This is a genomic window from Neobacillus kokaensis (assembly GCF_014656545.1).
Taxonomy (GTDB): Bacteria; Bacillota; Bacilli; order Bacillales; family Cytobacillaceae; genus Neobacillus; species Neobacillus kokaensis.
In genome coordinates this window covers 23,276-45,473 of sequence record NZ_BNDS01000012.1, presented here as the reverse complement: position 1 = coordinate 45,473, position 22,198 = coordinate 23,276, and the positions used below count along the sequence as shown (strand labels likewise).

17 protein-coding genes and 2 pseudogenes are annotated in these 22,198 nt (G+C 41.0%); 3 read left to right on the top strand and 16 right to left on the bottom strand.

Going from position 1 to position 22,198, the window contains the following annotated elements; all coding sequences use genetic code 11:
• Positions 1-157: 157 nt before the first annotated feature.
• Both IE222_RS14685 and IE222_RS14680 read right to left on the bottom strand, forming a co-directional pair.
• Positions 158-1,570 (bottom strand): sulfatase family protein, encoded by a 1,413-nt coding sequence (locus IE222_RS14685; protein WP_191274053.1) that lies wholly within the window; start codon positions 1,568-1,570, stop codon positions 158-160.
• Positions 1,571-1,763: 193 nt separating this feature from the next.
• Positions 1,764-3,527, bottom strand: coding sequence for a Rieske (2Fe-2S) protein (locus IE222_RS14680; RefSeq protein ID WP_191274052.1), 1,764 nt, complete (start codon positions 3,525-3,527; stop codon positions 1,764-1,766).
• Positions 3,528-3,732: 205 nt separating this feature from the next.
• Here IE222_RS14680 and IE222_RS26405 point away from each other — a divergent pair, with 205 nt between their 5' ends.
• Positions 3,733-3,870 (top strand): hypothetical protein, encoded by a 138-nt coding sequence (locus IE222_RS26405; RefSeq protein ID WP_223282717.1) that lies wholly within the window; start codon positions 3,733-3,735, stop codon positions 3,868-3,870.
• A 698-nt stretch (positions 3,871-4,568) separates the two neighbouring features.
• Here IE222_RS26405 and menC read toward each other — a convergent pair.
• The 7 genes from menC to IE222_RS14640 all read right to left on the bottom strand — a co-directional run bounded on the left by menC (position 4,569) and on the right by IE222_RS14640 (position 12,472).
• Positions 4,569-5,675: an o-succinylbenzoate synthase gene (gene menC, locus IE222_RS14670; RefSeq protein ID WP_191274050.1), complete on the bottom strand. Its 1,107-nt coding sequence runs from the start codon at positions 5,673-5,675 to the stop codon at positions 4,569-4,571.
• Between the two features lie 42 nt (positions 5,676-5,717).
• Complete coding sequence (locus IE222_RS14665) at positions 5,718-6,866, bottom strand: M20 peptidase aminoacylase family protein (protein ID WP_191274049.1); 1,149 nt, start codon at positions 6,864-6,866, stop codon at positions 5,718-5,720.
• 138 nt (positions 6,867-7,004) lie between these two features.
• A complete protein-coding gene (locus IE222_RS14660; protein ID WP_275671468.1) occupies positions 7,005-7,991 on the bottom strand; it encodes an ABC transporter ATP-binding protein in 987 nt (328 codons plus the stop codon).
• Positions 7,972-8,985, bottom strand: coding sequence for an ABC transporter ATP-binding protein (locus IE222_RS14655; RefSeq protein WP_191274047.1), 1,014 nt, complete (start codon positions 8,983-8,985; stop codon positions 7,972-7,974). The genes IE222_RS14660 and IE222_RS14655 overlap by 20 nt, the downstream gene beginning before the upstream one ends.
• A gap of 14 nt (positions 8,986-8,999) precedes the next feature.
• Positions 9,000-9,911, bottom strand: a complete 912-nt coding sequence (locus tag IE222_RS14650) for an ABC transporter permease (protein WP_370465055.1) — start codon at positions 9,909-9,911, stop codon at positions 9,000-9,002.
• 10 nt (positions 9,912-9,921) lie between these two features.
• Complete coding sequence (locus tag IE222_RS14645) at positions 9,922-10,872, bottom strand: ABC transporter permease (RefSeq protein ID WP_191274043.1); 951 nt, start codon at positions 10,870-10,872, stop codon at positions 9,922-9,924.
• Between the two features lie 28 nt (positions 10,873-10,900).
• Positions 10,901-12,472 (bottom strand): ABC transporter substrate-binding protein, encoded by a 1,572-nt coding sequence (locus IE222_RS14640; RefSeq protein ID WP_191274041.1) that lies wholly within the window; start codon positions 12,470-12,472, stop codon positions 10,901-10,903.
• A gap of 320 nt (positions 12,473-12,792) precedes the next feature.
• On the opposite strand from IE222_RS14640, the gene IE222_RS14635 reads away from it, so the two are divergent.
• A complete protein-coding gene (locus IE222_RS14635; RefSeq protein ID WP_191274039.1) occupies positions 12,793-13,638 on the top strand; it encodes a MurR/RpiR family transcriptional regulator in 846 nt (281 codons plus the stop codon).
• A 359-nt stretch (positions 13,639-13,997) separates the two neighbouring features.
• Here IE222_RS14635 and IE222_RS14630 read toward each other — a convergent pair.
• Positions 13,998-14,306, bottom strand: a pseudogene (locus IE222_RS14630) (Rieske (2Fe-2S) protein); the annotation flags it as partial.
• A 205-nt stretch (positions 14,307-14,511) separates the two neighbouring features.
• Between IE222_RS14630 and IE222_RS26400 the strand changes: the two are divergent.
• On the top strand, positions 14,512-14,649 hold the full coding sequence (locus IE222_RS26400) for a hypothetical protein (protein ID WP_223282716.1): 138 nt from the start codon (positions 14,512-14,514) through the stop codon (positions 14,647-14,649).
• Positions 14,650-15,345: 696 nt separating this feature from the next.
• Here IE222_RS26400 and IE222_RS14625 read toward each other — a convergent pair.
• The 6 genes and pseudogenes from IE222_RS14625 to IE222_RS14600 form a co-directional block, all read right to left on the bottom strand.
• Positions 15,346-16,407: a ketopantoate reductase family protein gene (locus tag IE222_RS14625; RefSeq protein ID WP_191274037.1), complete on the bottom strand. Its 1,062-nt coding sequence runs from the start codon at positions 16,405-16,407 to the stop codon at positions 15,346-15,348.
• Between the two features lie 351 nt (positions 16,408-16,758).
• Positions 16,759-17,940: a M20 family metallopeptidase gene (locus tag IE222_RS14620; protein WP_191274035.1), complete on the bottom strand. Its 1,182-nt coding sequence runs from the start codon at positions 17,938-17,940 to the stop codon at positions 16,759-16,761.
• A 13-nt stretch (positions 17,941-17,953) separates the two neighbouring features.
• On the bottom strand, positions 17,954-18,739 hold the full coding sequence (locus IE222_RS14615; protein ID WP_191274033.1) for a polysaccharide deacetylase family protein: 786 nt from the start codon (positions 18,737-18,739) through the stop codon (positions 17,954-17,956).
• 66 nt (positions 18,740-18,805) lie between these two features.
• On the bottom strand, positions 18,806-20,212 hold the full coding sequence (locus IE222_RS14610) for a sodium/glutamate symporter (protein ID WP_191274031.1): 1,407 nt from the start codon (positions 20,210-20,212) through the stop codon (positions 18,806-18,808).
• Positions 20,213-20,573: 361 nt separating this feature from the next.
• Positions 20,574-21,473, bottom strand: a complete 900-nt coding sequence (locus tag IE222_RS14605; protein ID WP_223282724.1) for a LysR family transcriptional regulator — start codon at positions 21,471-21,473, stop codon at positions 20,574-20,576.
• A gap of 136 nt (positions 21,474-21,609) precedes the next feature.
• Positions 21,610-21,837, bottom strand: a pseudogene (locus IE222_RS14600) (transposase); the annotation flags it as partial.
• Between the last annotated feature and the right edge of the window lie 361 nt (positions 21,838-22,198).

Here is a 22,198-nt window from a genome sequence, read left to right as displayed (position 1 = left end):
TAAAGGCAACAATGGAACAAAATACAAGTGTCGTCAATAAAAGGAACTTCGGGGAAATAAATTAATAGGGTCAGTCTCTCGTCAACTTCATACAACGAGGGACTGACCCCACTAGCAATAGCTATTTCTATTTTCCATGACCATCGTTCATTTCAGATTACTCGGCATTATCCCCGCTATTAATGATATCAATCAATTCACGTGTTAAGCTTTGAACAATGTCAGGATGCTGAATGTACAGATTATGTTTTTCTTCTATGTCATTGCGGACATTGTATAACTGTCCAGGGCTGTGGTCCGGTATATACTCCCCTTGGGTTGGGATGCCAATCAATGTGGTATCCAGCTGATGCTTTTGAAAACCACCCGAGCCCCTACCAAGAATAAGCTTCCAGTCACCAGAGCGAACAGAAAACATCCCTGTAATAGAATGATGGACAGCTAGTTTTCGGTTGGAGGCGTCTCCCTTCAAGACCGGCAGCATTGAGATCGTATCTTCTGCGGTATGTTCCGGAAGCGGATCTCCCATCATTTCTTCGCATGTGCCCAGCAAATCTGTCAGGCAGATTAATTCCGTGGTAACGGTTCCCGCCTTAATGACCTCTGGCCAGGCGGCAATGAACGGAACCCGGTGGCCCCCCTCCCAAATATCCGCTTTCTGCCCGCGAAGGTCACCAGCAGGCTGGTGCCCGTGTATTGTTATTTCATCCGGGCTTGGATGCGGCCCATTATCGCTTGTAAAAATAAATAACGTATTCTCCCAGATACCAAGCCGTTTCAACGTTTCCGTCAGCTGGCCAATCGTCCAGTCGAGCTCTAGAATCAAATCCCCGCGCGGTCCGATTCCACTCTTGTCTTTAAAGGGAGCGGCAGGTGCCCAAGGCGTATGGGGACCGGTTACAGGGAAATATAAAAAGAACGGATCGTCTTTCTTGTTTTCGACATGACTCTCAATGAAATGAATCGCCTTTTCCGTTAAGGTTTGATTGACGACTTCATCCTTCCAGCCCGGAACCATTAGCCCGCTTCTTCCCCGCTGACTAAAGTCCTTTGGTGCTTTTTCAACCGAAGGAATACCGACTGTCCGGTCATTCTCGATAAAACAATATGGCGGCATATCAAGTGAAGCGGAAATACCGTAGTAATAATCAAAGCCCAATTTATCGGGGCCTCCCTTAATTGGTGAAGCATAATTCACTGTTCCATCGGATTTGTCCCAGCCTAGGCCAAGATGCCACTTGCCAATACAGGCAGTCGCATAGCCATGCTGCTTCAAATAGGCCGGAACGGTAAGGCGGTCTTCCTCAATCAACGGCTCCGAATAGCCCCATAAGACTCCTTCCTTCAAGCGGGTTCTCCAGCTGTATCTGCCCGTCAGGACACTATATCTTGTCGGCGTACAAACCGCCGATGGAGCATGAGCATCCTCGAATCGTATGCCTTCTCTTGCCAGTTGGTCTGTATTGGGCGTTTCAAATTTATCCGCACCATAGCAGCTTAAATCACCAAAACCTAAATCATCCGCAAGTACATATACAATATTCGGTCTATGACTAACCCTCTCACTCATCTTACTTGTTCCTCCCCTATTCTCTAATCAGCGCTAATTCGCCGACACCTTCCTATTAGTACCTACATCAGGACCCCAGTATGTACAAACATCGGCAAATACTTGGGCAGTATTTGCCAATAAGTAAATTTCCTATCAATCTAAAAACCTATCAATCTTCGACAATATTCGGGGCGTGACAGGCACGCCAATGCTATTCATCCTCAAACAACTTCTCCCCCCGATGCAGTCGCATGGCAATCCGTGCAGTATGCGGCATTTCCCTGGCTGTCGGGGCATGGCCTGCTAAATAACGTGTGGCTGCAATAATCAATGTTTCCTGTGCATGTCTAGCAAGCTCCGATTCTTCTCTTTCCCAATGATTGTGTTCCACCATCGCCGCTTCAAACATTTGGAATGAATGGAACTCTGCATCCTCTCTTAATAAAGCGTGTCCGAGCGTATTAAAGAGATCACGTTTATCACCGCCGCGTGCCAGGTAATTCACTACCCAACGCGCTGATTCTGCAACCTGCTGTTGTTTATCCAGCATCTCCAGTAATTCAGAAGTTTTTTGCGGTTCTGCTTCTACATCCTTTGGCTCCGGTCTTCGTGCAGACGGTATATTAAGGAACCGGTCAAGATAGACACTCATCGCACCATGAAAGACAGCCCGAGTCAATTCAGGTGTCATCGAACGACGTAACGATTCATGTACCGCATGCGCGTGAGTAAACGTATGAAGGACGGTAATCCAATCACTGAAATCATTTTGAACGTGGAAACGGGCGATCCTTTCAACCGCCGCCAAAGCCACGAGCTGAGCCAACCGGGCGGGGGCGACTCCACTTTTAAGCGCATCCAGCATCATCTTTACCGTTTTCAAAGCATCATCTGATAAAATTTGCTCTACCAATGCTGCTTCATCAACCGCAGCGTTCCCTTGTGATGAGGCAGCCGCAAGAATACCAGGTAACTCTTGGAAAGCGTCCATTAATGGCTGGACCAAGTTCACAGGTGATTGCCAGCTATGCGCTTCTTCACTGCGGGAAACATTACCGATACCAGGCAGCAATGATGATAATACATATGGTCGGTGCTCTAAACCAATCTGATCCAGTACCTCGAATGCTTTGTTATGAAAATCTAGCGAATGCCCGGTATCCACATAAAAATGATCCGTGATCGCTGTCAGCATCATGTCTGCAAGCTGCTCGTTCGAGAAGCCTAATTCAATCGCAGTCAAGAGCACTCGTTCAGCTCCACGCGAATCACGAACCTCTACACAACGACGATACCATTCGGATAATTGCTTAAATGACTGGGCATTTTCTTTATCAGAGACAGGCAGTGCCCCAAGTAAAAAGCGTGTTCCCATCCCAGAACTTTCTCGCGCAACATGAACAAGACCTTGAAACAACGCTAAAATCTGACCGGTTTTATCCAATTTAGGCAAGACATTCGTCATGGCTGTTAAAATCGTTAATCCAGAACGCCAGCCGCTTTGACGATGGGTCGTTCCGAATTCGATACCGACCTTTGCAATCTTAGTCGCTGGAAAACCAGCTTCCATCAATCCGACTACGGCTTTGGCGATGACCAGACTCAAATTTTGTTCAAGCCCTTCACGTAACCGCTGCTTTAATTTTTCGATTGTTACTTTATTAACAGGTACAGGGTGGACCCAAACCTCATCTTCCTTAATCTCGACAGGATAGGCAGAAACATCATCTGCCCACGGATCCAATGTCCCCCCGCTTTTCACATCAAAGCGAGCATGATGCCAATGACAGGTTAAGATTCCGTCACAAATACTTCCTGTATGAAGGGGGAAACCCATATGCGGACAACGGTTATCTACCGCGTAAACCTGGTTTTCATGAACGAACACTGCAATAGCATGACTTGCCCCTTTTATAACCCTTACACCTTCATCTTCAAGCGTCTTTAAAGAACCCGCATGAATCAACTCTGACAAACGGATCACTCTCCCAATAATAAAATTCAATGGACCTAGAGGCTGCACAAAGATTGTTCCTACTACTATATATTATTGATAGAATGTAAGAATCCTTCAAAAGTGGGGACTTTTCTCATTTAAAAGTCTGAAAAACTATTAGAAAAACAAAACACATGAATTATTGAAAAACTAGCTGCAATAGTACCTGGAGAAGGTCTAATAAATGGGGAGATTGGAGAGGTTAGTTTTTCCTTATATGAAGATGAAAGATGTAAGGCGGGAATTATCAGCTGTTATGACTATCATGATGATGGGGCCTGATTCTTCCCAAGCAGCTCATGAAACCAAGGGCTTCGGGTAAAATCAGGGGCTCATTCTGACCGACCAGCCCCTGAAACCAAGCACTTCGGGTAAAATCAAGCGCTGATTCTGACCGACCAGCTCATGAAACCATAGGCTTCGGGTAAAATCAGGGGCTCATTCTGACCGACCAGCTCATAAAAGCAAGGCTTCGGGTAAAATCAGCACCCTATTTTGCCCGGCCAACTCCTGAAACCAAAGCGGCGGTAACCGGCCGCACCCACAATATTCAGTTGCAACTTCACTTTAAACATCAGGGAAATTCGAGCAATGCACAGGAACCATTAAATCACCCCGCTTTCCCCCTATTCGGACCGTACGTGCGGTAGAGTAACCAGCGTGTAACTACCGTAGGGATGAACATTATCATAGAAACAACCTGCAAAAATAACCATATTAAAAAATATCATTCTCTTGACTGTATCTATGCTACATTCATCAAAAATAGGAATATAAATTTAGTGGGAATTTGGAAAGAAAAAATGTGGAATAAACAGAAATGGTATAAATCTCAAAAAAAATTATTTGGAAATTACTACACCCCCATTCTATCACTTTCTATCAAAAAGATGAGTTCTGTTCTTTTAGGAGAAGGCCACCAAGGTAGTGACCTTCCATACTTAACCAAGGTTAGCAGTAAAATTGAGCTATTGTCGAATTCTTTAGGTGTCCATTTATTAGGGGCTTGTCCGCACCGAATTAATATACTTTAGAGCTTAATAGATATTTATCTACAACATCTTGTCGCAGTTTATAACCGATTCCTGGTTCTTTTGGAACAGTGACGATTCCTGGTTTGCTGAGGACAACATCAGGTTCGATAATATCCTCGGCCCAGTATTTTTTAGATGCTGAGGTATCCCCCGGAATGGTGAAATTAGACAAAGAGGCAACCGCAATATTATGTGCACGGCCAATTCCTGATTCGAGCATTCCGCCACACCAGACAGGGATTCCTTTTTCTTGGCAGAGATCATGTATTTTTTTGGCCTGCGTCAAACCACCAACCCGGCCAATTTTTATATTAATTATTTTACAGCTTCCAAGCTCAATCGCCTTTCTAGCATCTTCCAAGGAATGAATGCTTTCATCTAAACAAATGGGAGTTTCTAACTCGCGTTGGAGTTTCGAATGGTCCACAATGTCATCATGCGCGAGTGGCTGTTCAATCATGATTAATTTGTACTGATCCAACTGTTTAAGCGTTTCTAAATCCGCCAGTGTATAAGCAGAGTTAGCATCCGCCATAAGCGGGATATCATAGCCAAATCGCTCACGAACTGCTTTAACACGTTCCACATCTACACCCGGTTTTATTTTTATTTTGATCTTCTTATAGCCTTCCTCTAGAAATCCTTCAACCTTCTTTAAAAGACCTTCCACGGTTGGCTCAATTCCTATACTGACCCCAACCTCAATTTCTTCCTTATTTCCACCCAATGCCTTCGAAAGGGAAATCCCGTTTTGCTTAGCATATAAATCCCAAATGGCACTTTCGATTCCTGACTTTGCCATATTGTTTTTACGGATCCAAGAGAAAATAGTTGAGAAATCTTCCGGTGTATCCAATTCAGTTTCTAACAGCTTAGGAATAATAAATTGTTCCGCAACATGTAACGCAGAATCAATTGTTTCTTCATTATATACCGGCGCATCCATTGCCACGCATTCCGCATAACCGACATGACCCTCTCCAAAAACACTAACCAAAACAAATTCACGGGCAGTTACTGTGCCAAAACTAGTTTGGAATGACGATAGAAGAGGCATTTTTAATCGGTCAAATTTCACTTTTTCAATTTTCAATGATGGTTCCTCCTTTAATAAATGAATTCCGTACTTTCTCTACTATTCAACTTTCAATCCATTCTTTTCAAACGTTATAAGAATAGCCCTTGTTAAAATTTCAATCCCTGTTAATAATGCCCCGCGGTCAAACGTCATTTTTGGGTGGTGCAGACCAGGGACCAGTCCACAGCCAAGTCCAAGCATAGTGGCCTTAACTTGTGGCCGTTTCACCGTATAAAAATGAAAGTCCTCTCCTCCTGCGGTCACACTTGGCGGTAATAAATTTTCCTCACCGAGCACCTGTTTAATCGATTCAGCCATTACCGCCTGTGCCTCTTCATTGACTTCTGCAGCGACCACATTGGATTCATATTTATAAGTAATCTCGATTTGATACAAATTGGAGATACCGCGTATGGTCTCCTCTACTTTTTTAGTCAGCTGTGTCATTACCTTATTTGACTGTGCACGAAGGTCGAGGCTGAACTCCGCAGACCCTGGGATAATATTGCTGCTTTCTCCCCCTGCAAAAAACTTAGTCATCTTCACCGAATATGGAACTAAAGGGTCTAGGTGAATCCTATTTAAATGCTGAACTAGCGCTGCACCAACCTCTATCGCATTTGTTCCAAGATGCGGCCTACCACCATGACAGTCTTCGCCGAGAATTTTACCAGCTATAGATACCCCAGCACCATGTACAATAGCAGGAACCGCTTTCCCATTTTTCACTTCCATCTCTGGCCGCAAATGGACGCCATATAAATAATCCACATCATCAATGACCTTTTTTTCAACCATCTTTAAGGCACCATTACCTTTTTCCTCCGCCGGCTGGAAAATAAACTTAACTTTCCCTGGCAGCTTTACATTCATATTTTTCAGCGTCATTAACACACCTAGTGCAAGTGTCATATGGGCATCATGACCACAGGAATGATTTGCCTGCCACGCTCCATCTACTTCTTGCCATAAAGCGTCCATATCTGAGCGTAGACCTACTGTTAAAGTTCCCTCACCGATTTCCGCGACCACACCCGGGCAGTCGTCAAAAGTTGTAACTGAATTGGCCCCCAGTCTGCGAAGTATCCCCGCAACATATTGGGTAGTTTTTACCTCTTTCCAGCTTACTTCCGGATGTTGATGTAGATGCTCAAAAATATCATAGATTTGAGATTTAAGATCGCACACGTCAATTGTTTGAGTCATGATTAAATCTCCTTTTTTACTAATTTGACAGTTTACCAGCGGTTCTTGGTTATTTACCGGCAACTTGCTTTCAGCCAGTCCTAGCTATTTCGAATAAATTTCTGTACCACTTTTCTATTTTTATAAACAATCCTCGCCTTACACATATAGATGGCACGCAACTGCATGATTCTTTGCAACCATTTTTTTCACAGGAACTTTCTGTTTGCAAATCTCCGTTGCATGTGGACATCTCGGATGAAAAACACATCCAGAGGGAGGGTTAAGCGGTGAAGGGACTTCACCTTTTAACGTAATCCGTTCCCTTTTTACCGCTGGATTAGGTACCGGCACGGCCGATAGTAAAGCCTGGGTATAAGGGTGAAGCGGATTGCCATAAAGCTCATCAGTTTCTGCCTCCTCCACCAATTCGCCTAAATACATAACCCCAATCCGGTCCGATATATGACGGACCACACTTAAATCATGTGAAACGAATAAATACGATAATTTAAATTCCTCTTGTATTTCTTCTAAAAGATTAAGTACTTGTGATTGGATGGAAACATCAAGTGCCGAAACCGGCTCATCACAAATAATTAAATTCGGGTTTACCATTAAAGCACGGGCTAAACCAATTCGCTGTCTTTGCCCGCCGGAAAATTCGTGCGGATATCGATAATATTGCTCCGACTGAAAGCCAACTCGGTTGAGCATTTCCATAACTCGTTCCATGCGCTCTTTTTTGTTACCGATGTGATGAATTTTCAATGTTTCTTCTAAAATATGACCAATTCTTTTTCGTGGATTTAAGGAAGAATAAGGATCCTGGAACACCATTTGCATTTCCCGCCTTATGCTCATCAGTTCATTACCCTTTAATCTATAAATATCCTTCCCTCTATAGATTGCTTCTCCCTCAGTCGGTTCAACAAGCCTCATAATTGTTCTACCTGTTGTGCTTTTGCCGCATCCGGATTCTCCTACCAAGCCGAATGTTTCCCCTTCTTTCATCTCAAATGAAACATTGTTGACCGCTTTTACCTGCCCAGTCACATTACCTAACGAATTGGTAATCGGAAAATACTTTTTTAAGTTTCTTACCTGCAAGAGTGGTTTTTCTTCATTAGCTGCTAGTATTGACATAGTGACCCTCCCCTGTGCCGATAATTTCTTTGAAATGCCAGCATCGAACCTTATGACCACTTTCTTCCTCGATCAGTTCTGGCATCTGCTCTATGCACTTCTGGCTGGCAAATTCACATCTGGGTGCAAATCGACAACCTTTTGGAACTTGATGCAACGTTGGAACCTTCCCCTCTATGACATGCAATTTCTCAAGACGGTCCCCAGTTAACTTCGGTATTGATTTTAACAATCCACGTGTATAAGGGTGACAAGGTGATTTAAAAAGCATTTCCACATTCGCTTCCTCAATGACCTGTCCCAAATACATAACCACTACCCTCGTACAAACTTCGGCAACAACACCTAGGTCATGGGTTATCATTACGGTTCCCATGTTGTAAGAAAGCTTTAATTCATTGATTAAATCAAGAATTTGAGCTTGGGTTGTAACATCAAGAGCAGTTGTCGGCTCATCAGCAATCAATAGTCTTGGTTGACAAGATAAAGCCATCGCAATCATCACGCGCTGTCTCATCCCTCCCGAAAGTTCATGTGGATATTCATGGACTCTTTTTTCAGGTGAAGGAATACCTGTTAAGCGCAGCATTTCAATCGCTCTTGAATAGGCCTCCTTTTTACTGCATTTTTGATGAAGCAGAATCGATTCAACAATCTGATTGCCCACCGAATAAACCGGATTTAATGAACTCATTGGGTCTTGGAAAATCATAGAAATATCATTTCCTCTAATTTCCTGCATCTTGGAAATAGAGAAATCTAATAGATTCTTACCTTTATAAAGAATTTCTCCCTCATATCGGGTCGACTTTTCGTCAAGCAGCCGTAAAATCGATTCGGCAGTCACGCTCTTTCCGCACCCAGATTCACCGACCACGCCAACCGTTTCCCCAGAATGTACTGTAAAAGAAACCCCATTGACTGCAGTCACTACTCCCCGTTCTGTTTGAAAATGAGTTTTTAAATTTTTTAATTCTAACAATTTTTCTTGCATTACTCCGCCCTCCATTATTTCTTCGCCTTATTATTATGAGGGTCTAATAAATCTCGCAAGCCATCTCCAAAAAGGTTAAGGCCCAATACCGTAAGCATAATCGCTACACCAGGGAACACTGTCATCCACCAGGCATTAAATATAACCATTTTTCCATCGTAAAGGAGATTTCCCCAACTTGGCGCCGGAGCCGGAATACCTGCTCCTAAAAAACTAAGGGCAGCCTCCGTAATAATAGAATCAGCAAAGATAAATGTCGCTTGAACTACCAATGGGGAAATCACGTTAGGGGCAATATTAGACCAGATAATTCTTAAAGAACTGGCCCCCTGTGACCTTAGTGCCTCAATATATGTCTGTTCTTTAATGACTAGTGCAGCGGAACGGACTGTTCTCGCAACATAGGGTGTAAAAACAATACTCAGCGCAATAATGACATTCTCAACCCGAGGTCCTAATGCAGCCATAATAGCAATGGCCAATAAAATTGCAGGGAATGCCATTAACCCATCACATACACGCATCAAGATATTATCCAATGAACGGAAATATGCGGCGTATAGCCCAATCATCATTCCAAAAATTGATGTAATGAGCGCAACAGAAAAACCAACCCCTATTGAGACCTTTGCGCCGTGAACCACTCTGCTAAGCAAATCACGTCCATAGTTATCCGTTCCGAAGAGATATTCCGCACCAGGCGCAATAAGCCTCTTTTTAGCGTCCAACTCATATGGATCATGAGAGGTTAGCAGCGGTCCGACAAGAGTAAACAAAAGAATAAACGAAATTATAATACATCCTGTAAGCGCTAATTTATTTGAAAAAAACCGCCGAAACAATAGTTCACGCCGCTCTTTTTTTATATGGTGTTTAACAGTTAATAATTCTAGTTCTTGGTTAACAGGTGATGGTTGCACATTTATCGCCTCCTTCCTATTTCCTGCTTAAACGCACTCGCGGGTCAATCACACCGTATAAAAGGTCAATGATAAGATTAATCATGACATAGCTGATAGCCACTAACATGATTGTCCCCTGTATTACAGCAAAATCTCGTCGCTCCACGGAATTTACAATTAATTGTCCAATGCCAGGAATGTTAAAGACTGTTTCTACAACTGCGGCCCCAGCAACGAGAGTACCAAAAGTCTGTCCAATTACTGTTAAGATGGGGATAAACGCATTTCTTAGTGCATGCTTATAAACAATCATCTTTTCTTTAACCCCTTTGGAGCGGGCCGTTTTAATATAATTCGCATTTAAAATATCCAGCATCGATGACCGCGTCATCCTAGCAATCAAGGCAGCTTGCATTGCACCTAAGGCAATCGCAGGCAATACAAGGTATCTGAGATGAAGAAACACTCCATTACTTAATGGTTTATAACCGGCTACCGGCAGCCATTTCAGCTCCACTGCAAATAATAAAATTAGGAATAATCCTAACAAAAAGCTCGGTACTGAAATTCCTACTAAAGATAAACCCATGAATGACTGATCGACAACCGAACCTCTCCTTCGAGCTGCAATCACTCCAAGCGGAATTGCCAATATAATGGCAAAAACTTGAGCTAAAACCGCTAAAGAAAAAGTCGGCCCTAAATGTGATACAAACGCTTCGAGTACAGACTCACTCATGAAGTACGAATACCCTAAATCACCTTGCACTATACCAATGAACCAATTTGCAAATTGTTGGTATAGAGGGAGGTTTAGGCCGAGCTGTTCACGAAGCTCGGCTACCTCTCTAGGACTGGCTTCTGGACCCAATATTACAGACGCCGGGTCACCGGGTGTCATATGGATAATTAGAAATACAACAACGGATACAACCATTAATACAGGAATCAACGATAGGAGCCGTTTTAAAATATATCCTTTCAAAGTCTCACCACTCCCTCTATAAAACTAGCTATTTTTTCTCAATATTCCAAAGGATAATTCCTTGTAAGAAGCCCATACCCTCGATGTTAGAACGAGTTGTGGTAATTGTAGTCTTATTTCCAAACTTAATAATTGGTAAATAGTTATAGAACTCCTCTTGAAGCTGTGCGAAGTATTCTTTTGCTTCTTCCTGTGAAGCTGCTTTGTTGATTTTGTCTAACAGATCATCCATTTTTGGGTCATTTGTCCAGCCCGGCCACTCACTGGCGGAATTTAAAAATTCATATTTTGCTGGTATTGGCTCCGTTGGGAAACCAGTGACAAAAATATCATAAGCATTTGCATCGCCGCGCTTTTGAAGGAGTGTCGGCCAATCATACACATCTAGCTTAACTTTCATGCCAAGCTTCTGAAGCTGCTGCTGAACAACAACAGCTGCATTGTAATGGTCTTCATAATCTCTGCTAGCCAAGATAACGATTTCCTGGCCGTTGTATCCAGCTTCTTTCAATAATTTCTTCGCTTTCTCACTATCCCTCTGATTATATTGATCTTTACCAACCTCGCTATACCAATCCGCTTGGTCCTTGATCATGAGACCATGTTCCAATTCATAGAAATTTCCATTCGAAAACGCAGCCATTAGAATCTCTTCTTCATCCAAAGCAGCATTTACAGCTTGACGTGCTTTTACATCTTTAAAGAATCTTGCTTTCTTATTAAACACAACACCATTAAAGCCATTGTGGTATACGTGATTTTTTACATCCTCATTTGCTTCTAATTGTTCCGCATTATCAAACGGAATCGCATTGGCCACATCATATTCACCAGTTTGGATTCCTGCTAATCTAGTTGAGGCATCCGTTACAAATTGGAAGTATATATCATCCAGAAAAGCCTCTTTTTTACCCGCTAAGCCGCTGCTCTCTGTAGTAAGAGATTGATATTCTTTAAACTTTTCTAGGTGAACATATTGGTCTGTTTTCCATTCGACAAATTTATAAGGGCCGGTTCCGATAAACTCAGCTAAACCTTTCTCTGTTGCCCCTTCAACTACTTCCTTCGGTGTAATAACTGCAGCCTGTCCTGGGTCAGCCAGCATGGCTAAAGCAGTAGTTAGACGTTCCGGCATTTCCAATATCACCGCATTATTACCGCTTGCTTTGAAAGTTGCCTTGGTAAAAAAGGACTTACCTAGAGTGGTAACGGCTATCCAACGATTCATGGAGGCAACAACGTCGTCTACCGTCATTTCTTTGCCATTGTGGAACTTAATCCCTTTTCTTAGTTCAAAAGTGATGGTTTTTCCATCTTCACTTACTTCATACTTTTCAGCTAGCATAGGCTCGACTTCAAAATTTTGATTAAAGGTAACAAGGGATTCAAAGACATGCCTTGTAATATCACGTGTTGCAACGGCTGTAGTCAAAAGTGGATCTAGTGTTGGTGGCTGCGCATTGTATGCAACTTGGAGTTCCCCGCCTGCTGCCTTTTTCCCACTCTCAGATGTCTTTGAATCGGTCTTATCCGCGCCCGAACATCCGATGATTGAAAAAGCTAGAACCAACACCAAGAAAAATAAACTTACCTTCTTCATTTACCATTTCCCCCTTATAGATTAGTAACTTTGGTTCCTCTCTTAAAAAAGCATATTCTTCATGTTCTTTAGTTCAGTAAAGTTTATACTTCATCATCAAAAATATGAAGTTTATACTTTTAATTGAATTTATCATATATTCTGTCTATTCACAATAATTTTTCTCCACTTTTTCTAATAATTTCTTATTATTAAAAATGATATTGTAAGAATAAGATTATTTTGATAATGTAAAATAAAAAACTTCAATAATTATAAAAAGAAGTATTCGCTTCACTTTAATCTTATTAGTTTTATAATTGTCAGGGAGTTGACAGGAAATGATTACTTTTAAAGATAGAATTAAATTAAAATATCCTACTCTCTCTTCCGGCCAAAAAAAGGTTGGAAAATATGTCCTTGATTATCCACAGGCATTGGCCATGAAATCGGCGAGCCAATTAGGACAAGATGTTGGAGTAAGCGAGACCACTATTATTCGTTTTTGTTATGCACTAGAGTACAGCGGATATAGTGAATTGCAAGCGGAGATAAGACAATTTCTAATTTTTGAAAAAAGCAGTTTTCAAGACTATCAAGCCATGAAGGCAGGAGAGGCAAATCAGCCTAACTTTTTCTTTCAAAACATGCAACGAGACCAGGGTCATATTCAGAAAATCATCGAGCAAATTAATGAAGAGGATCTATACCGGGCAGCAAAAAAAATCTACGATTCCGATAATATCTTAGTGGCTGGGGTTAGGACCTCATTCGCCGTTGCCCACTGGTTATCATTTGCACTTAATATCGTTAGGGGCAATGCACACTTAGTACAACCGGGAGTTGACGACATCAACTTCTTATTTTCCAAGATTAACAATCAAAGTATATTTGTTGCCATCACGTTCCACCGCTATTCATCCATGACACTCGACCTGGCAAAGTTGGCAAAAAAACAAGGGGCCTATATTATTGGTATTACAGATTCAGTTCTCTCTCCCCTCGAGGAATTTGCCGATACATTGCTGCCAATTAATCTATCCTCGACATCCACCCTTGACACTGGTCCTGCCGTGTTATCGCTAATCAATGCTATCGTCGCCGGCGTTGCTGTCATTGACAAAGATTCCTTCGAACGTAGAAGAGAGGCTTACGAAAAATTTAACCCTGGGGAGTTTCTTATATAAAAGAACGGGAATGAGTTGTCGTAGCGCAACTAATCATTAACATATAAGGAATGGAACACAGCAATCCACAATCTCCTTTTAAATAACAAAAAGAAAAAACTCGCCAAAATGCTTGGCGAGTTTTTGTATTGTAAATTAGTGTCCTATGTCATGAAACAACAGAACTTCTTTAAGTTTCACCATTCCAGCATCTGAGCCGAGAAGTCGTCCTGCTCTGGTGCCGATTTATTCACCATTATAGGCGGGTAGTTTGCCATTAACCTGAACGTGATGAATGCATGCAGGTTTGACTTTCATTTCCTTCTAAAACCTAACAAACTTCGACAAATTTCGGGGCGTGACAGGCACACCTATTTAACAGGTACAGGGTGGACCCAAACCTCATCTTCCTTAATCTCGACAGGATAGGCAGAAACATCATCTGCCCACGGATCCAATGTCCCCCCGCTTTTCACATCAAAGCGAGCATGGTGCCAATGACAGGTTAAGATTCCGTCACAAATGCTTCCTGTGTGAAGGGGGAAACCCATATGCGGACAACGGTTATCTACCGCGTAAACCTGGTTTTCATGAACAAACACTGCAATAGCATGACTTGCCCCTTTTATAACCCTTACACCTTCATCTCCAAGTGTCTTCAAAGAACCCGCATGAATCAATTCTAACAAACGGATCACTCTCCCAATAATAAAATTCAATGAACCTAAAGGCTGCACAAAGATGTTTCCTCCTACTATATATTATCGATAGAATGTAAGAATCCTTTAAAAGTGGGGACTTTTCTCATTTAAAAGTCTGGAAAACTATTAGAAAAACAAAACACATGAATTATTGAAAAACTAGCTGCAATAGTACCTGGAGAAGGTCTAATAAATGGGGAGATTGGAGAGGTTAGTTTTTCCTTATATGAAGATGAAAGATGTAAGGCGGGAATTATCAGCTGTTATGACTATCATGATGATTGGGCCGGATTCTTCCCAAGCAGCTCATGAAACCAAGCACTTCGGGTAAAATCAAGCGCTGATTCTGACCGACCAGCTCATGAAACCATGGTCTTCGGGTAAAATCAGCGGCGCATTCTGACCGACCAGCTCATGAAACCATGGTCTTCGGGTAAAATCAAGGGCGGATTTTGACCGACCGGCTCATGAAACCATGGTCTTCGGGTAAAATCAGGGGCGCATTCTGACCGACCAGCCCCTGAAACCAAGCACTTCGGGTAAAATCAAGCGCTGATTCTGACCGGCCAGCTCATGAAACCATAGGCTTCGGGTAAAATCAGGGGCTCATTCTGACCGACCAGCTCATAAAAGCAAGGCTTCGGGTAAAATCAGCGACCTATTCTGACCGGCCAGCCCCCGAAACCAAGCACTTCGGGTAAAATCAACGCCCTATTTTGCCCGGCCAACTCCTAAAACCAAGCACTTCAGGAAAAATTAGCGCACTATTTTGCCCGGCCAACTCCTGAAACCCCAAGCGGTGGTAAAAATGAGCACTTGATTTTGCCCGTCAGTTCCTGATTTCGAAGTCATCGGTAAAAATTAACGCTTTTGGAAGGCACCATTAATCAACAAAGGCTGCTACCCTTATCGGAAAACCGGTTGCATCTCTTAAAACCCTTTGACAGTAAGTAATTTGGCATTTTCAAATAAACGTTTGTTTAGTGGAGTGACTTAAGAATTTTGCCGAATGGCTTTATTTACTTTATTAATTATCCAATTCCTTACAGGCGCCCGAACATGAATATAGACTTCTTAACTCATCGATATTCCCCCAAGACATCTGACGCTTTCCTTCTTCAATCTCTATAATCATACTCAAGACCTTTTGTATCAATGGAGTTTGAACCCCAACTTCATCACCCAATTCAATGACAGGATGTAAATAAAAAGGAACCTCTGTTTTTCGCTTGTGGATAGCAAGGTCGCGCCAGAACCCTGTTTTTACTTTCTTATAAGTTCGAAGACGTTGAATATGTTTGTCTAACTGCCGATGTACCTCATCCCAATCTCTATCTCTATTATTGTTTGAAAATATGATTGACGGTTCCCAATCATCAAATCCCATTGGTTGAATATTTAACTTATCGGCTACTCTTAATGTTTCAGAGGCTAATTCTACCAACCATTCTCTGTTTTCCATCGGATCGATTACATCTGCTATTTTTTCATCAACTAAGGCTGTTGCAATCAAAACGGATGCATAAGATAATTTCCCCCATAAATATCCCCATATATTATCTGTGATTTTTGCCTGCCCCCAATGCTGTAATACCCTATGTATTTCCTTTAACCGTGAGGAGACCGATCCGTCCAGCTCTCCGATGTATAAACTCCCCACACCTCCGTACTTAATATACCCAGGTGATATATAATCAGCAAAAAGATTAACAAAACACCCAATCGTCCTTTTTTGCCCAACTAAAGAAGAAATAATATTTTCACAAAGACCGTTCTGCAATGAAACAACAGCGGATGTATCGTGCAGTTTATCCATGACTTGAAGAACTGCTTCCTCTGTATCCTGGGCTTTAACTGCTAGGAATACAACATCCAAAGGCTCCCTTGAAGCAAGTAGTTCAACTACTGTCATAGCTTTTACAGGAACTGTAAACACCTCATCGACGGCCTCTATTCTTAACCCGGATTGTTTCATCGCGTTTACATGGTCCCTCGCAATATCAACAAATGTAACATTCTCGCCTGCCCTGGCGAGATACGCTCCAATTACTCCCCCAATCGCTCCTGCCCCTATAACCGTTATCTTCATTTGTTCCATCCTTTCCAGATTTAAAGCCCTAGGTTACATATACCAGGTAAATCAACCTTTTCTCCAAATGCAAAAGCATATTTCTTTTTCCGTTCCATGTTTATGGCAAAAGTTCTTGATTCTAATATAAGGAGGAATATGGTCTTCTGACCATATTCCCAACATAATTCCCCTAATTCTCCCCGTAGGCTCTACTGTCATTTCCAAAAATCAGTCCTGCCCTACAAATAGCTTTTGAAGTATAAGTAAAATCTCAGTTTATTAGGAACAAATCTAATAGTCCGCCAGGTATTGCCACATAGGAACCTATTGATATGATTTTTTGAAATAAAGCCTTTTATCTGGATTGGATTAAAGAGGCTTGGCAAGTTTTCCTCTCTCATTCCCCCATTGATTGGAAGTTAAGATGATACTGGCTGCTAGCATTTTTATTCTAGGGAGAAAGGATTTTAGTAACATATATTCGTCTTTACTATGCCATTTACCCCCAATAGGGCCCATTCCACAAATAGTTGGAATACCTAACGATGCCGTGAAACCTGCATCTGCTGCCCCTCTTTCTTTTTTCTCAGTTATTGATATATCGAACTGTTTGGCTGCTTTCCGAACAATGTCATAAAGCTTAACAACTCCTTCATGTCGTTCCATTGGTAAAATGCCCAAACCACCCTCCAGACTTGCTTTTGTCCCTGGAACATAGCTGGTGTTGATTACCTCCCTGATATCAGCCAATAAAGACTCAAAATCATCAAGTGTCCAAAAACCTATATGAATCGACCCTTTGGCTTCTGGTGCTACAACATTTGAATTACTGCCTCCTGTCACTGTTCCTACATTAATTGTTCGTCCCTTTTCTAAATCCATCAGTTTTCTTAATTCAATAATTTTATAGGCCAGCTCATCAATAGCACTAATTCCTTCCTCAATAAATACACCAGCATGCGCTGCTTTACCTTCTATTTCAAAATGCAAGTGGGCCGACCCTTTTCTAGCAGTAACTACAGACCCATCAGGCCGTCCTGATTCCAAATTAAAAACGGCTAAGGCTCCCTTTGCCCTTTCCTCAATCACTTTTCTTGAAACTGGGGAACCGCACTCCTCATCCGGAGTAATTAAAAGCTCAATATCACAAAGTTCCTCTTTAAATGGACGAATAGCTGCAGCGGCATAAATCATACTGACAAGTCCTGCCTTCATATCAGAAACCCCTGGCCCATAGGCATAAGTACCATCCTCATAATAAGGGCGTTTCTTTACTGTTCCAACGGCATGAGGTGTATCCCGGTGCCCCAGCAACAGAATTTTGCCAGGCTTAGACCCCTTTAGTGTGGCAATGATAAAATCACCGTATTTTTCATTCGATTGTTCAACATAAGAGATGTCAAAGGAATCTAGACTTTGGCAAAGTACCTTTCCTACACGATTAACTGATTCTTTATCGTGTGAATAACTGTCCATATTCACAATGGTTTTAAGCAATTCAAAGATTTCGTTTTCTTTAGAATCAATAAAATTAGCAATCTGTTTAATCATATCTCTAACCTCGTTATTTCATAGCTTCCTTAGTGTATTTGGCTAATTTTTCACACGTAGTGAATTCAACACCAGGGTGATCCAAAATAAATTTAATAAATTCCTCTAGATACTGAACCCGATGAGCCCTTCCAATCATTTGGGGATGAAATGTTAGTACCACAGATTTCCCTTCTTCATATAGTGCTGAAAATTCGTCCTTCCAGGTGTTAAAGACAGCTTCCGTTGGCTGTATAACTCGTCCGGGTACTTTAGGATGAAATAGAAAGAACGGAGCATCATCCATTAACCAGTGAACGGGTAGTTCGACAATGCCGTTTGAATGAATATACGGTTGATCGTCATCCATCATATTAGAGGAATATTTAAAATCAAATTCCTTTAGGTAATCCATTGTTCTAGGACTGAATTCCCACGCCGGTGAACGGTAGCCCATTGGTTTTCTTCCCGTTAGTTCTGTAATTCTATCAATCCCTACTTGCAGGATTTCCCTTTCTTTCTCTTCGGTAAGCGTATCTGGATATTCATGCAGATAACCATGGTGGCCAATTTCATGCCCAGCCTCTACAATTTCTTTTATATTGGATTCGTACTGTTCAATAATCCAGCCTGGTACGAAAAATGTAGCTTCAATTGAATATTTTTGTAAAAGCCGCAGTATTCTAGGTAATCCCACTCTTGGTCCGTAAGTTCCATGGGATAAAGCAACTGGCCTTTGCCAATTATTAGGATCCCTTGAAGTCCAGAGCGTTTCTCCATCAACATCAAATGTTAACGAAACAAAGACTTTTTTCTCCATAAATGATTTCCCTCCTTTTTTTATATGCTTTAAACAAGTGCTAAGTATTATTACTATCGAGCAGTTTTAATTCCTTGGAACTGGCTGATCAGACAATGGTTTGGACTCAGAACTCCCCATCATCGAAAATGTTTTTGGACCCCATAGTTTACATACTTTTAATAGAATCATATAGATGACAATAGATCCTGTATAGAATAATACCGATCTCCCCACACTCCATTCCCAAATAATCGGTGCAAATCCGAGAAAGATTTGCAGGAGAGTAACCGGCAGAAGTGAGTTATAAATCGCAATCTCAAGAATTGGGGGGGTACTGAATCTTGGATCTACAATACGTAATAGCAATAGTGAATTAGGCACCTGTCCAGTCACTAATCCATAAAACGAAATACTTCGTTCAAAATCATAATTACTGCCGACGCGCTGCCCTAGATAGAAACAAACAACCGTTGTCACGATCCCGCCAATTAAAGTGATGATGATAATAGGCAAAACATATCCCTGAATTGATCTAAATGAGACAGACATGAAGGAGGCAACCACCATAAAGTCTACTGTCCAGCCTGTGATAGATTTTTGAAGACCTGGTGAAAAGAAATGATCAATCCTTGCTATTTTAGCCGTTTTTGAAAAAATCGTCCCCCACAGAATCCCGAATATAAATAACGATCCTCCAACAAAGGTGGCAATCTTAGGAGGTAAAATTTGAATTAACCCATTCAACGAGTAATAGGCAACTAAATAAACAACACCTATTACAGCCAGGTGGAATGTAAGCGTCTCAATATTTGAAGAGTGGAACGTTAAATCTCCTACCCGCTCCCTTTTTTCTTTCGGGAGAACTCCTTTTAATAACTCTTCTGATAATTTTTCAGACTTGGAAGCTATTCCTTTTCGAATTCCCCATCTAGCTAAAGGAATTCCAACAAAGGTAGCAATCATGTAACCAACAACGGCAAATGTGATTGCGATAGAAGCAGCATTTGAAAAGCCATAATCTTCTGCAACCGTTCCATACGTAATAGCTTGACCAGTACCCATAGCAAAACCAAAGGGTAATAGAATTCCATACTTAGGGTCCAGAGAATGTCCAAATAAATTGATTCCATTAATCGAGACTATCCCAATCAAAGCTTGTAAATTGACCATTAACCCCCATGCCAGAGCAAACCATAATACTCCTTTTGTTACCACCTTACTAGTACGGTTACTTGAATTTAAACCGTTACTTCCCTCAGATGTGGTTAACCCAATGGATATAAACGAGATTATAAATAACTGTGAAACAAATGTTTGTAATAATGGGATTGAAACCTGAATAACCCCTGTATTAATCAATATAAACCCTATTACTCCGCCAATGGCCGAGCTAGGTATTAACATATTTTGAAAGAATGAAACTTTATATCTTAAGATAATTCCAATCACAAGCATGAAAGATAACCAGCCAAATCCTATTAATAACTCCATCTACTGCACCTCCCGATTTTTTCCTTACATTGTTTATCCTAAGTAAAGGCACCCTGCTATCCATCCGAAAATATATTATCCATTTAAGGAACTTTCACCTCCCTATAATATTCTGAACTCTAGATGTTAACGCTTCCACCCATTGGTTTAATCGATTGTTACATAGATTGAAATATTCTGATAATTGTTTGTTTCATTATAACGGTTATTTTTTAAAATAAAAAATATATATTTAAATTAATGTTTATACATTATATATATAAAGGAACCCATCCTTATTCTTTTTGGTTACAACTATAATAAAAAGCACACCATCATAAAGATGTGTGCTTCGATCATGAGTTAATCCTATTTTTCTACACTAAAAGCTGCTGTTCAACTCTTCAATTACTTCTTTTGTAATCTCAAGGAATTGTTCTGTAGCTGCTTTTTTTACACTATCTTTCAATGTGACTAAATTCAAGTTTGTATACAGAGAAGGGTTTTTTAAGCTAACAAGGGGTGGTAAAATAAAATCGTTCTGTTTTGAAAATAACATGGGGGTAAAAGCTATGCCTAAACCCTTTTTCACCATATTTAACATTGGCAGTGTTTCCGTCCCCCAGTAAATGATATTGGGTTTAAATCCATTCGTTTGGCAGCCCTCGATGATCATATCCGAAATTCCATAGCCTAATGTTGTATATTGCATTAAAAAATTTTCATTTGCCAACTCGATTAAATCAATTGATTGTTTAGCTGCTAATGGGTGATTAGGAGGCAGTGCCACTAGAATTGGCTCTATGAGCAGAGCCGTAGTATATAAATCTTCCTTATTAAAGACATTCCGTATAATTCCAATATCCATCTTGTAATTACGTAATTGTTCTAAGACATATGCGCTATTTCCTTCCATTACATGGACGGTAATTTGAATACCTCTTTCTATCATTCTTTCAACTACTAAAGGAATAATAGATAAATTTGCTATAGTGGAACAACCTATTGTCACATGACCGCGCTTGCCGTCCTGATGTTCATGCAATTCTTGAATAATCGCCTCAGTAGACGTAATGAGCTCTTTTCCTTTTTCATACAACAACGACCCAGAAGAAGTTAAATTTAACCGCTTCCCCTTTCGCTCAAATAACTGTAAGCCTAATTCTTCTTCAAACTTTTTGATTAAAATGCTTAGCGGCGGTTGTGTCATATTCAAGGCAATGGCAGCTTTAGAAAGTGTGCCGTTTTCAACAACGGCCATAAAGTATTTCAACTTTTGCATATCCACTTTTTTCACCCCCTACTCATTTATTTTATCATGTCTTGTATAAATACCCTTGGATAAAAAAAGACAAAGGAACAAAATAAATCGTTCCTTTGTTGACTACACGTTTAGCTTTACTTGGATTTTATCTTAACACATGGCCAGTTAAACGGTATTTTGTATTATAGTAATTGACGTATCGTTTATTAATCAGCGACATTAGTTTGGATAATGAATTTTCCTCTGACATCATTTCAAGGTGATAATGATTATTCATTAAGCAATAGGAGGCCATTTCAAAAGGGAACTTTTCATGGATTTGATCGAGGATATGCAGGAATGCTTGAAAATCACTTGCATTACGGAACAGTGGATCAGATATTCAGAAACGCGCCTTGCATCTCACTTCTACTAAAATAGGAATCGTTGTTCTAAATCAAGTAACCAGCGAAAGGAAAATAAGCGGAGATTTTCCGGTTAGATGCAGATTGGTGGCCGTTTCGGGGTAAATAAGGGGAGATTTTCCGATTATGCAAAGGAAAACCCCCTATTTTCAGACTTTTCTAGTCAATAGGCAGAATCTCTCCGTCTATTTAAGCTTTTTTAATGATAATTTTTAATTAAGCGAAATTTTTCCGTTTATTTATCTCTCGGGTGCTTAACATGATCCCCCAACCGATAAGATCGGATCCTCTTGACTCCGGATGCGGGAATCAACATCTTTTTGTCGACCAGTTGAGAAA